The following is a 12,386-nucleotide window of genomic DNA, read 5'->3' as shown; positions in this document are numbered from 1 at the left end:
AATAAATGCGACCGATCCGGTGTTAGCTTTTTGGAAGATCACACTATGATTTCAAAAAGCAGTCCTGAGAACGGAGTAGAATAATGCGCCTTGTCCTAGCATCCGCAATCGCGTTTCAAGCCTTTGCCTTTGCCCCTGCCGTCCATGCCGCTGGCGGTGATAGCAATCCGCCAAAACCCACGAACACAACTAAGAAGTGCCTGTTCGGCCGCGTGTATGACGAAGCGGCCGGCAAATGCGTAAAGCCGAACAAAAGCAATTTCTCTGACGATCAGCTTTACGATGCGGTTCGTGAGCTGGCCTATGACGGCCAGTACAAAAACGCTCAGGGTATCCTGCGCATCATGGATCAGCGCGACGATCGTGTTCAGACCTACTGGGGCTTCACCTACCGCAAGATGGGTGAGCTTGAGCTGGCGAACCTGTTCTATGAAAAAGCCATTGATGTCAACCCTGACAACATTCTGGCCCGCAGCTATATGGGGCAGGGTTTCGTAGCCGAGGGCAAAACCGATCTGGCCATTGAACAGTGGCGCGAGATCAAGGCCCGCGGCGGCGAAGGCACCTGGGCCGAGGCCTCATTGCGCGAAGCCATCCGGACCGGGCTGACGTACAGCTACTAAAGCCTTTGAACAGCGGCACATCGCCAGCATCCCGGATATGCAAAAACATCAGCCGGGGCTGGCGATGCGCTTGTTTTAGTGCATTGGGCTTCAGCCTTTCTTTACCCGACACTTGCTATTCTGCCTGTGGAACTGACTACGGCTCGGCAGGCACATGCAGGATACAAACGCACTGATACAAATGGCACCGGGGGCGACGCCGCCCGCTGCGGGCACTGAAAGCAACGCTGCCAAGATCGTCCCCAGATCGCTGAGCAGTTTGCAAAAAGCGGCCGTTGTTGTGCGGCTGTTGCTGAACGAAGGCGCGGATATCCCGCTGGAGGAACTGCCAGACGATCTGCAGGAAAGACTTACACATCAGCTTGGCCAGATGGGTTTGGTGGATCGCGTGACACTGGATTCTGTTGCGCGAGAATTCGGTGATGCGCTTGATAACATTGGGCTGTCCTTTCCCCACGGGCTGGCAGGCGCGTTGGATGCCATAAACGGTAAAATTGCCCCTGCGACGGCAGCACGCTTGCGCAAGGTCGCCGGTGTTCGGCAGATCGGGGACCCTTGGCAGCGGTTGCGGGAAATCCCAACCGAAGAACTGGCAGGCATGGCGCAAGCCGAAAGCACCGAGGTGGCCGCAGTGATGCTGTCCAAGCTCGATACGGCGCAGGCAGCGCAGCTGCTGGGTCACCTGCCCGGCCCGGTCGCGCGCCGAATAACTTACGCGATATCAAAAACCGCCAGCGTCACACCCGAAGCGGTGGAACGTATCGGGTGGTCGCTGGCCTCACAATTGGATCAACGCCCGGCCCAAGCGTTCAGCGATGGCCCGGGCGCGCGTGTCGGGGCCATCCTGAACCAATCCGCTGCTGCAACCCGCGACGGTTTGCTGGATGCTTTGGATGCCGAAGATGCCGATTTCGCCAGCGTTGTTCGTCAATCCATTTTCACCTTCGCGCATATCCAGACCCGCATTCAGGCACGCGATATCCCAGCGGTCTTGCGCGAGGTTGAACAACCGGTTCTCATCACCGCCTTGGCGGGCGCTGCGGCAGATGATGACAAGGCATCGGTTGAGTTTCTGTTGTCGAACATCTCCGCCCGCATGGCCGATAACCTGCGCGAAGAAATGGGTGAACGCGGGCGCGTCAAACAGGCCGAAGCCGAAGAGGCAATGACCCAAATCGTCGGCGCCGTGCGGACGCTGGTTGACGCAGGCACGATCGTTCTGGTCGAAACCGAGGACGAGGACGAATAGACCCTGTGCCCTGCAAACCCGGGTGTAACCAACCGGTCCGTATCAACCGCGGCTGACCGCTTGAGCTTGCGGGTTTTGACCTATATGTCTGATCTCAAAATTCGCAAAACGCGGTGAGACGCATTCATGCCCGTCGAAAAGTCAAAGCTCAGCCGAAGTGAGCTTGCAAAGTACTATGTCGCCAATCTGTTCCTGAAGGGGGTCATCGGCACCATGCGCCTGCTGCCTTACGAGCGGCGCATCCCCGCAATGGGCGCGATCGTGCGCGGCCTTGCCCCCATTGTCGGCTTTCGCCGACGGGTTCTGCGAAACCTGAACCTCACCTGCCCAGAACTTTCGGAAGCCGAGGCAAGAAAGATCAGCAGCGATGTCTCTGACAACGCCGGGCGCGCGATCATGGAGCATTTTTCGCCCGAGGGGTTCATCGAACGTCAGAAACACGCAAAAATAAGCGGGCCCGGGATCGAAGCCTTTGACGCAGCAATTGCCGAAGGTCGTCCGGTCATGATGATCACCGCGCATTTCGGGCACTACCTGGCCGCGCGCGTTGCTTTGCAGCACCGCAGTGACAAACCGATTGGCTGCCTGTATCGCCGGATGGCAAATCCTTATTTCAACGACGCATATGTCGAAGCCTTCTACAAATCCGGCTCACCCATGTTCGAACAAGGTCGGCGCGGCATGGTCGAGATGGTCAGGTCTCTCAAGAATGGCGGTATTATCGCCATCGTCTCGGACCTGCATTCGCAAGGTGGCGAACAGCTACAATTTTTTGGCAAACCGGCGATCACATCGGTCCTGAATGCTGAACTGGCGATAAAATACAAAGCGGTCCTGATCCCCTGCTACGCGGTTCGTCAGCCCAACGGGCTGGATTTTGAGATCATTCTGCACGACCCCGTTCCGCACACGACACCGCAAGAGATGACACAGTTCACCAACAATGATCTGGAGCAGGTCGTTCGCCAGCATATGGGCCAGTGGTTCTGGATTCACCGCCGCTGGAAGCACTGGAACGGCCTGGGCGTCAGCCTTGAAGAAATGCCCTGATCATTTCACATTGGTGGCGGCGACAATGGGTCCGTGACCAACCTGTTGCACCAGCACGACGGCAGGAAAATCTGCGCTCAGCGCGGTCTCAAAACTTTGCGGCGCTGTGCCATCCCACTGACCTGCGATCTGCCAGCTTTCAACAACGTTGGCATAGTCCAGGTCATGGCCCGCCAGCTCACCCCGACGGATCGAAGCATGCCGCATCGGAGAATATTGAACCACCCGCACATCATATATCTGCCCATCGGACAATGTGACCGGGGAAACATCGACCAGTACAGCATCCCCATCACGACGGGCCCGAACCGTGGCCTGGGGCACGGCAGCCAAATGAGTCTCGATCAGCTGGTTTAACTCGCCTGCTTTGGCACCGACCACATCCTCTTGCCCGTTGATCACCATCTGAGGTGTATAGATCATCGACCGCCCGCCCTGACGCGCATAGGCGCGCTGTCGCACCGTGTGATCAGGATCCGCGTATTCATCTTTCCAGCCGATATAGTCCCAATAGTCCACATGCAGCGCCAGACCGATCACATCGTCGCGTTTCACGAGTTCTTGCATGATCCGGTCAGCTGGTGGACAGGATGAACACCCCTGCGAGGTAAACAGCTCGATCACAACCGGGTCTTCTTCGGCCGCAGCGTGGGTCGCGAGCAAAAGAGCAAGAGCGGTTGTGACTATAGTGGCTTTAAACATCGGTAGGCCTTGGCTAGTTTGGCTGCTCAGAAGGTTTAGCTGCTTTGACGTTCAACCTCCAATCAAGGTTTCTTGAAACGCGGTAAGAATGTCCTTGGGTTATTGTGTACAATAGTATACAAAATACACATCAAACGCGCTGATCGCCCTTGAACCGACAGCCCTGGTGATGCAGATAAAGCGTAGCGACCCCATAATCCAAGTTATTTGAGAGGGAGGCCAGAAGATGCCCATCAAAGTCGGACAGGACACCGCCAAAACCCGCCGCAGCCTGAGTGTGAATGGCACATCCATTTCCTACTATTCGATCCCAACCGCGCAAGAGGCCGGTCTCGGCGATTTCTCGAACCTGCCCGCCGCCTTGAAAGTAGTGCTCGAAAACATGCTGCGGTTCGAGGATGAGGGTTTCTCGGTCTCGGTCGATGACATCAAGGCCTTCGCCGAATGGGGTGCGAATGGCGGTAAGAACCCGCGAGAGATCGCCTATCGCCCTGCCCGTGTTCTGATGCAGGATTTTACCGGTGTTCCGGCGGTCGTCGACCTCGCCGCGATGCGCGACGGGATCAAAGGCCTGGGCGGCGACGCGCAAAAGATCAACCCGTTGAACCCCGTGGACCTGGTCATCGACCACTCGGTCATGATCGATGAGTTCGGCAACCCGCGCGCCTTTCAGATGAACGTGGACCGCGAATATGAGCGAAATATGGAGCGGTATCAGTTCCTGAAATGGGGTCAGACCGCGTTCAATAACTTCCGCGTTGTGCCCCCCGGCACCGGTATCTGCCACCAGGTGAACCTGGAATATCTCGCCCAGACCGTCTGGACCGATACCGATCAGAACGGGGAGGAGGTCGCCTATCCTGACACGCTGGTTGGCACCGACAGCCACACCACCATGGTCAACGGCATGGCCGTGCTGGGTTGGGGTGTCGGCGGGATCGAGGCCGAGGCCGCGATGCTGGGTCAGCCGATCTCGATGCTGATCCCCGAGGTTGTGGGCTTTGAGCTGACCGGGTCCATGGTCGAAGGCACCACCGGCACCGACCTTGTTCTGAAGGTTGTCGAAATGCTGCGTGAAAAAGGCGTAGTCGGCAAATTCGTTGAATTCTACGGCGAAGGTCTGGACCATCTGCCGCTGGCGGATCGCGCGACCATCGCCAATATGGCACCTGAATACGGTGCGACCTGTGGCTTCTTCCCCATCGACGGGGAGACCCTGCGCTATATGCGGAATACAGGTCGCGACGAAGACCGCATTGCGCTGGTCGAAGCCTATGCCAAGGAAAACGGGTTGTGGCGCGGTTCGGATTACGCACCGATCTACACCGATACATTAACGCTGGATATGGGCACCATCGTACCTGCGATTTCCGGCCCAAAACGTCCGCAGGACTACGTTGCGCTGACGGATGCCAAGGCCGCCTTCACAAAGGAAATGGCTGAGACGTTCAAACGCCCCATGGGCAAGGAAGTCGCTGTCAAAGGTGAAGACTACACGATGGAATCGGGCAAGGTTGTGATCGCCTCGATCACTTCCTGCACCAATACGTCGAACCCATATGTGATGATTGGGGCTGGGCTTGTGGCACGCAAAGCGGCAGCTCTGGGTCTGGATCGCAAACCTTGGGTCAAGACCTCTCTGGCGCCAGGATCACAGGTCGTTTCGGCCTATCTTGAGGCTGCTGGCTTGCAGGATGATCTGGACAAGATTGGATTTAACCTTGTGGGCTATGGCTGCACCACCTGTATCGGGAACTCGGGCCCGATCCAGAAAGAAATCAGCGACGCCATAGCCGAAGGCGATCTGGTCGCAACGTCGGTACTGTCGGGCAACCGCAACTTTGAGGGCCGCATCTCACCTGATGTACGCGCCAACTATCTGGCCTCGCCGCCGCTAGTCGTGGTCTATGCGCTGGCTGGTACGCTGGATATTGACCTGACTTCGGACCCCATCGGTCAGGACAAGGATGGCAACGATGTCTACATGAAAGACCTCTGGCCCAGCCAAGCCGAGATTGCGGAACTGGTTCAGGCGACCGTGACTCGCGAAGCGTTCCAGTCGAAGTACGCCGACGTCTTCAAAGGCGACGAGAAATGGCAGAGCGTTGAGGTGCCGCAACAGGAAACCTATGACTGGCCGCCAACCTCGACCTATATCCAAAACCCGCCCTATTTCCAGGGTATGGGGGCTGAACCGGGTACCATCTCGAATATCGATGGGGCCAAAGTGCTGTTGATCCTGGGGGACATGATCACCACTGATCACATCTCGCCCGCCGGGTCGTTCGCGACCACCACCCCTGCCGGGAAGTATCTGATCGAACGGCAGGTGCAGCCACGCGAGTTCAACTCGTATGGATCACGCCGGGGCAATCACGAGATCATGATGCGCGGTACCTTTGCCAATATCCGCGTCAAGAACGAGATGCTGGATGGCGTCGAAGGCGGGTACACGAAAGGACCTGATGGCCAACAGACCTCGGTCTATGAGGCGTCGATGGCCTATCAGGAACAGGGCACGCCCTTGGTGGTGTTCGGCGGCGAGCAATATGGCGCGGGCTCGTCCCGCGACTGGGCAGCCAAAGGGACCGCCTTGTTGGGTGTGAAGGCCGTGATCGCCGAAAGCTTTGAGCGCATTCACCGGTCAAATCTTGTTGGCATGGGTGTTATTCCGCTGGAATTCACGAGCGGGGACACGCGTAAGACGCTGGGCTTGAAAGGCGATGAGACAGTGTCGATCCATGGGTTGGATACGGTCGAGCCGCTGCAAGAGGTACCCTGTACTATCACTTATGGCGATGGGTCCGAGAAGACCATTACTCTGAAATGCCGCATCGATACCGCGCCTGAGATTGAATACATCGAAAACGGCGGTGTGTTGCATTATGTGCTGCGCAACCTTGCCAAATCTGGCTGAGATCGGATTTTACATGACCTTAAAGGGACGCCGAGGGCGTCCTTTTTCATTTTCAGCGAGGCTCTGCCTCGCGCTCCGAGGTATTTGTGAACAGAAGAAGTTGAATATCGCGCGCATTCCGGGTCTGGTCAGCGCAAGGAGGCGATTATGGACAAAGTGGCATTGGTAACGGGCGGCGCGCGCGGAATTGGGCGGGCAATCGTGGACGAATTGCGCGGCGATCACCATGTGGCGTTCACCTGGTTGACGAGCGAACCAGAGGAGAAAAGCGAGTGCCTGGCCCTGCGGTCTGACCTGACAGCGCAGGGGCAGCCCGAGACCGTTGTTCAGCAGGTCTTAGAAAAGTTCGGACGTCTCGATCTGATCGTGAACAATGCCGGGGCGGTTACGATGACCCCGAAAGACGTGTTCGATAAGGATGATCACCTCTCCATATTGGACCTGAACCTGCTGGTGCCCGCTGCTTTGCTGACCGCAGCTTTACCGCATCTGAAACCGGGCGCCGCGATTGTCAGCATCTCTTCGATGAATGCCGTTCTGCCACCCAAGGATGCGGTGACCTATGGGGCCAGCAAAGCCGCACTGAACCTGTGGACGCGCGGCATGGCAAAAGAGCTGGGCCCGAAGGGTATTCGTGTGAATGCTGTGGCTCCTGGCGCGATCAACATCCCCGAGGCCCCGCGCCCGGACGACCTGACCGCCCTATTCGTCAAGGATACCGCTGTTGGACGCGTAGGCCGGCCAGAAGATATTGCAAAGGCCGTTCGGTTTTTGGCCTCTGATGACGCCAGTTTCATCACGGGTGAAGTTCTGGGCGTGACCGGCGGGTATCGGTTATGACCCGCCTGCCGCCTGGTCCAGAGCAGGCCGGATCGTGCTTTCGATGACACGCTGCGTGATCGGCCCGGCGAAGCGCAGGATCACTGTACCGTCGCCGTCAATCACGTAGGTCTCGGGCACACCGTAGAGGCCCCAGTCCAGCGCCATACGCCCCTGCTCGTCTCGGCCTATGCCTGAATAGGGGTCACCCAGTTCTTTCAGAAAGCTTTCGGCATTATCCAACTGATCTTTGTAGTTGATGCCGTAGACGGGTATGCCTTCGGCAGACAGCGCTTCGAGGTTGGGATGCTCGGCCCGGCACGGGGCGCACCAGCTGGCCCAATAGTTGACCAGCTTAACCTTGCCATCCCTTAGCGTTTCATCATCGAACAACGTTTTGCCGGGAAACTCGGTCAGGATAACAGGTGGCGCGGGCTGCCCTTGGCGTGCAGAGGGCAGCGCGTCGGGGTCCTCACGGAACATGCCAATTCCGGCAAGAACTGCAAAAGCACCGAAGATCAGTGGCGGCGCGATCATCAAAGGTGAAATCTTAGCCATTGCGCATCATTCTTTGTTCGACCTTTTCCATCTCGGCCCGCACCTTGCGGCCGCGTATCACGCTGAATGCAACAAGCGCCAGCAGCAAGCCGATTGAAACAGCATAAGACCACAGGACTGCATCTGCATATTTTCCAAGATCGGGGATCATCCGCCCACCCTTTCCCGTGCCAGCAGAGCCTTGACGCGCCGCGCGCGGATTTCAGTGCCTGTGCGGTATAGAACCAGCGCGATGAACAGCAAAACAAAACCAATGATGCAAACCATCAATGGGTAGAAGAAGATGTTGCTCACCTTCTCCTCGGTATCTGTGCCTGTGATGGCTCCGGCCCGCATAACGGATGCGCCCTGATGCAGGCCCTGATTCCAGAAATTCACCGCATATCGGCTGAGGATCGCAAAGACCGAGCCCACCAGACACAGAACTGAGGTCAGGTCAGCGGCCGTATCAGGGTCTTCGATGGCTTCCCAAAGCGCCATATAGCCAAGGTAGAACAGGAACAAGATCAGGAATGAGGTCAGGCGCGGATCCCACGCCCACCATGTGCCCCACATGGGTTGACCCCAGATCGCCCCGGTTGCCAGCGCGATCAGTGTCATGACGATACCCACCGGGGCTGCCGCCCGCGCGGCCAGGGCGCTGACATGGTGGCGGCGCACCAGCCAGATCAGCGAGGTCACCAGCATCATCAGCCAGCAGTTGATGGCCATCAATGCCGCAGGAACATGCAGATAGATGATCTTGACGGTCGATCCCTGTTTGTAATCGTCCGGCGTGAAGAAAAAGCCCCAGACAAGCCCGACCATCAGACACAGCGCTGACGTGATCCAGAAAAACGGCAAGACGCGTTCGCTGGTGGCAAGAAACTTGCGCGGATTGGCATATTCCCAAAGGGCGTTGGCTCTGGCTGCGATTGTCATGGCTGATATCTAGTCTGAAACGGGCAGTTTCTCAATTGACCTCCGTCAAGAATGTGGCGCTTCACCGCAGATTGATCCGTAGCACAGCCGCGCTGGCAAATGGTAGCAAGGCAATGGTGGCTGCGGTGATCCCGGCCAGCATCAGCAGCGGGGTCTGTGTATCCATTCCGGTCGCACCACGACGGGCGACCTCTGCCCCAAAAATCAGGGTCGGAACATAGAGCGGCAACACCAGCAGTGACAGCAATAAACCTCCGCGCTTGAGCCCAACGGTCAGGGCGGCGCCGAAGGTACCGATCACGCTCATGGCCGGGGTGCCCAGCAGCAGCGAGATCACCAGCCACGAAAAGCCCGGTACTGGCAGGTTCAGCAAGATGCCCAGGAAAGGGGCTGCCAAGACCAATGGCAAGCCTGTGGTGATCCAATGTGCGAGCGCCTTGATGGAGACAATCGCCTCAAGCGGCAATGGGGCCGTTGCGAGAAGATCCAGTGACCCATCTTCCCAATCCAGAGCCAGGAGACGATCAAGAGAGAGAAGACAGGCCAGGAGCGCCCCAAGCCAGAGGATGCCGGGCGCGATGGTGGACAGCAGCGCCGATTGCGGACCTACTGCAAAGGGCACCAGAACGGTCACGATCAGGAAAAAGGCCAAGCCCAGGCCAAAGCCGCCCCCGGCCCGAAAGGCCAGTTTCAGGTCACGCAGCAGCAGAGCGATCACAGGAACGCTCCGTCCAGGTCATCGATAGGATTAAACCTGGCTTTGTAAGGGCCCACATCCATGACCTCGGCCACGAGACCCAGATCGATATGAGTGGCAATCAGGGCGGATCCACCCTGCCCCAGATGTCTTTGCACGGTTGAAGCGAACATCTGCACCGCGCTTTTGTCCAGTGACACGGTAGGCTCATCCAAGGCCCAGATGGGTCGTCCCGTCACCAGCATACGCGCAAGGCCCAGCCGCCGCTTTTGTCCTGCTGACAGGTTACCCGCATGGCGATCTGCAAGCGCATTCAGCTGAAAGGCATCCAATGCGGGCTGGATGTCATGTGTTCCAAAGACTGCAGCCCAGAACGTTAGATTCTCTGTCACAGTCAGGGTTGGTTTCAGCCCATCCGAATGTGAAGCATATGCGATCTGATCTTCACCCCCGTCGATGCGTCCGGAGAGTGGCGGTTGCAACCCTGCCAAAGTGCGCAATAACGTCGTTTTGCCGATCCCGTTCGGCCCGCGCAGGATCAGTGCCTGACCGGAGTTGAGTGAAAAACTCAGCCCTTCGAGCACCGGAATACCGCCACGCACAATCGCCAGATCTGTCACCGTGAGTGTCATATCCCTCGCTTATCTGATTGGAGAGGCAGGCAAAAGGAGGGATTTGCCGCAGGGTTCACAAGCTTGCATATCTGGCGAGTGCGGGAGCGAGAGGCCAGCCTCTCGCGCTCTCCGGGATATTTTGGGCCAGATGAAGGGGGACCCGGTTACACGGGGATCAGGGCGAGCGCGATACGGCGACCTTCGGAGAGCAGCACGTTATAGGTGCGACAGGCGGCGGCTGAGTTCATGATTTCGACGCCCAGCCCCACCTCTTCCAGAGTATTGCGCAGGTCGGTGGGGATATGGGTCAGATCAGCACCCGTGCCGATGAAGAGGACATCGACCATGTCTGTGAGTGCCAGCAGATCGTCGACCTGCGCGTAGCCGCCCCAAGGTGTTGTTCCTGTTGGGCCGGTCAACACGCCACCGTGATGCACTTGACCACCGATGCGGAAAAAACCAGGGCCATATCCATCGACAGGCTGGGCATTTGTGTAGGTGATCTCATTCAATCGCATGGGTATTCTTTACCCCCAAAGCGGCAGGCCGGACAAGGCGGCAAAGGCAATCGCCAAATAGGCCGCGTTGCGGTACAGGCGCTCTCGCCCGGGTCGGAACAGCCAGCCGCCCAGCCAATTGCCCAGCAGATTGGGTATGGCCAGCGCAAGCCCAAGGCCAGCGGTTGCATAGGTGACTTGCCCCATAGCCGTCAGAAAACCCAGTAGCAGGAAATCAAAGGCAAGGAGGAACAACAAGATTGTTGCCCGGATCACCTCAACCGGCAGCGGGCGTGACATATAAAACAGAATCACAGCAGGCCCCGGCAAGCCTGCAACGCCCCCCAGGAACCCAGCTGTGGCACCGATCGCGCTGACCATCATGCGACTGATGCGACCGTGATAGCGCAAACCCAGGATCAAGATCGCCAGCATGGCCAGCGCAAGGCCGCTGACCGCATAGCGGAACACATCTGGGTCAACTTGGGTGAGCACCCATAGGCCTACAGGCAAGACTAAGGCGCAGCTTACTACGAGGCGCCTCAGGTCGGCCTGATTCACGGACCTCCAGGCCCGACGCAGGTTGGGCAGCGGGCCGAAGATATCCATGATCGTCAAACCGATCAGGGCACCAAACGGACCCAGATGCGGTGTTGCGAGGGGAAGGAAGATGAGCGCAGTTCCAAAACCCGAAAACCCGCGCACTACACCGCTGAGACCTGCGGCAAAGACAATGATGGCCAGCCCCTGAGGCGACTGGCCGAACAGCTCAGGCATCCACGTTGGCAAACTGGTTGCCCGCGTTGTTTGACGGTTTGGACCAATCGCGCTTGACCCCCAGCCACAACAGGATGGTCGAAGCCACGAAGACCGAGGAATAGGTTCCCACGATCACGCCCCAGATCATTGCGAAAACAAAGCCGCGGATCACGTCACCGCCCAGCACATAGAGCGAGATCAGCGCCAGCAGAGTCGTGACCGAGGTCATCACCGTCCGGCTAAGCGTTTCGTTGATCGAGATGTTCAGAACCTCTTTGAGGTCTTTCTTTTTGTACTTACGCAGATTCTCGCGCACCCGGTCGAATACAACCACTGTGTCGTTTAGTGAGTAACCGACGATGGTCAGCAGTGCTGCGATGATGGCCAGATCAAAGCGGATTTGCAGTTCCGAGAAGATGCCGATGGTCAGGATCACATCGTGCACGAGGGCCGCAACCGCCCCCAGTGCGAACTGCCATTCAAAGCGCAACCAGATGTAGACCAGCACTGCCCCGATGGCCAATGCCACGGCGATGATCGCCGTTTGGATCAATTCGCCAGACACTTTCGGGCCGACCGATTCGACTGAGACAAACTGAATATCCGGGATCACGGTTTTTAACGCCTCTTCGACGGCGGTGATTGTCGCAGCTTCGACCGCTTCGGCATCAGCCTGCGCCTGGATGCGGATCATTGCGACGTTTTCGTCCGGGCCAAAGGTCGGGTCAAAAATCTCGGTGATCGTCACATCGCCAAGCCCCAAGGGCGCGATGGCATCACGATAGGCGCCCACGTCAATTTCAACCGCACTTTGTGTCCGAATGGTTGTACCACCTCGGAAGTCGATACCAAAGTTCAGCCCCTGCAACAGGAAGGAGGTGAAGGCGATGACCATCATCAGGCCCGAGATACCCAGCCAAAGCTTCCAGCGGCTGAAGAAATCGAACGAGGTGTTCTGGGGTACGAGTTTCAGTCTCATG

At 57.8% G+C, this 12,386-nt stretch carries 14 protein-coding genes; 5 read left to right on the top strand and 9 right to left on the bottom strand.

Annotated features, from left to right (window positions below; genetic code table 11):
* Positions 1-83: 83 nt before the first annotated feature.
* The 3 genes from AC2FGE_RS01370 (at position 84) to AC2FGE_RS01360 (ending at position 2,922) form a co-directional block, all read left to right on the top strand.
* The gene (locus AC2FGE_RS01370) at positions 84-623 is read left to right on the top strand and encodes a tetratricopeptide repeat protein (RefSeq protein ID WP_496817400.1); all 540 of its coding nucleotides are present in this window, start codon (positions 84-86) and stop codon (positions 621-623) included.
* Between the two features lie 154 nt (positions 624-777).
* Positions 778-1,872, top strand: coding sequence for a flagellar motor switch protein FliG (locus AC2FGE_RS01365; protein ID WP_496817399.1), 1,095 nt, complete (start codon positions 778-780; stop codon positions 1,870-1,872).
* Between the two features lie 126 nt (positions 1,873-1,998).
* Positions 1,999-2,922, top strand: coding sequence for a lysophospholipid acyltransferase family protein (locus AC2FGE_RS01360; RefSeq protein ID WP_496817398.1), 924 nt, complete (start codon positions 1,999-2,001; stop codon positions 2,920-2,922).
* Here AC2FGE_RS01360 and AC2FGE_RS01355 read toward each other — a convergent pair whose 3' ends face one another.
* Positions 2,923-3,624 carry a DUF1223 domain-containing protein gene (locus AC2FGE_RS01355; protein WP_496817397.1) on the bottom strand — a complete coding sequence of 234 codons (702 nt, stop codon included), beginning with the start codon at positions 3,622-3,624 and terminating at the stop codon, positions 2,923-2,925.
* Positions 3,625-3,850: 226 nt separating this feature from the next.
* Here AC2FGE_RS01355 and acnA point away from each other — a divergent pair, with 226 nt between their 5' ends.
* Together acnA and AC2FGE_RS01345 are read left to right on the top strand one after the other, a co-directional pair.
* Complete coding sequence (gene acnA / locus AC2FGE_RS01350; protein ID WP_496817396.1) at positions 3,851-6,541, top strand: aconitate hydratase AcnA; 2,691 nt, start codon at positions 3,851-3,853, stop codon at positions 6,539-6,541.
* Positions 6,542-6,688: 147 nt separating this feature from the next.
* Entirely contained in the window at positions 6,689-7,381 is a 693-nt protein-coding gene (locus tag AC2FGE_RS01345; protein WP_496817395.1) for an SDR family NAD(P)-dependent oxidoreductase, read from the top strand.
* On the opposite strand, the gene AC2FGE_RS01340 is transcribed toward AC2FGE_RS01345, so the two are convergent.
* From AC2FGE_RS01340 to secF, 8 genes are all read right to left on the bottom strand, one after another.
* Positions 7,376-7,918: a DsbE family thiol:disulfide interchange protein gene (locus AC2FGE_RS01340; RefSeq protein WP_496817394.1), complete on the bottom strand. Its 543-nt coding sequence runs from the start codon at positions 7,916-7,918 to the stop codon at positions 7,376-7,378. The genes AC2FGE_RS01345 and AC2FGE_RS01340 overlap by 6 nt on opposite strands.
* Positions 7,911-8,069, bottom strand: coding sequence for a heme exporter protein CcmD (gene ccmD, locus AC2FGE_RS01335; RefSeq protein ID WP_496817393.1), 159 nt, complete (start codon positions 8,067-8,069; stop codon positions 7,911-7,913). The genes AC2FGE_RS01340 and ccmD overlap by 8 nt, the downstream gene beginning before the upstream one ends.
* Positions 8,066-8,839 carry a heme ABC transporter permease gene (locus AC2FGE_RS01330; RefSeq protein ID WP_496817392.1) on the bottom strand — a complete coding sequence of 258 codons (774 nt, stop codon included), beginning with the start codon at positions 8,837-8,839 and terminating at the stop codon, positions 8,066-8,068. The genes ccmD and AC2FGE_RS01330 overlap by 4 nt, the downstream gene beginning before the upstream one ends.
* A 61-nt stretch (positions 8,840-8,900) precedes the next feature.
* Positions 8,901-9,557, bottom strand: a complete 657-nt coding sequence (gene ccmB, locus AC2FGE_RS01325) for a heme exporter protein CcmB (protein WP_496817391.1) — start codon at positions 9,555-9,557, stop codon at positions 8,901-8,903.
* Positions 9,554-10,168 carry a heme ABC exporter ATP-binding protein CcmA gene (gene ccmA / locus AC2FGE_RS01320; protein WP_496817390.1) on the bottom strand — a complete coding sequence of 205 codons (615 nt, stop codon included), beginning with the start codon at positions 10,166-10,168 and terminating at the stop codon, positions 9,554-9,556. The genes ccmB and ccmA overlap by 4 nt, the downstream gene beginning before the upstream one ends.
* Positions 10,169-10,314: 146 nt before the next feature.
* Positions 10,315-10,668, bottom strand: a complete 354-nt coding sequence (locus tag AC2FGE_RS01315) for an Mth938-like domain-containing protein (RefSeq protein ID WP_496817389.1) — start codon at positions 10,666-10,668, stop codon at positions 10,315-10,317.
* Between the two features lie 9 nt (positions 10,669-10,677).
* Entirely contained in the window at positions 10,678-11,424 is a 747-nt protein-coding gene (locus tag AC2FGE_RS01310; protein WP_496817388.1) for a TSUP family transporter, read from the bottom strand.
* The gene (gene secF, locus AC2FGE_RS01305) at positions 11,417-12,385 is read right to left on the bottom strand and encodes a protein translocase subunit SecF (RefSeq protein WP_353006374.1); all 969 of its coding nucleotides are present in this window, start codon (positions 12,383-12,385) and stop codon (positions 11,417-11,419) included. The genes AC2FGE_RS01310 and secF overlap by 8 nt, the downstream gene beginning before the upstream one ends.
* Between the last annotated feature and the right edge of the window lies 1 nt (position 12,386).

This window comes from Ruegeria sp. YTSA075 (genome assembly GCF_059610245.1).
Note: the sequence above shows the minus strand (reverse complement) of the source record. Positions and strands in the feature narration are given on the sequence as shown.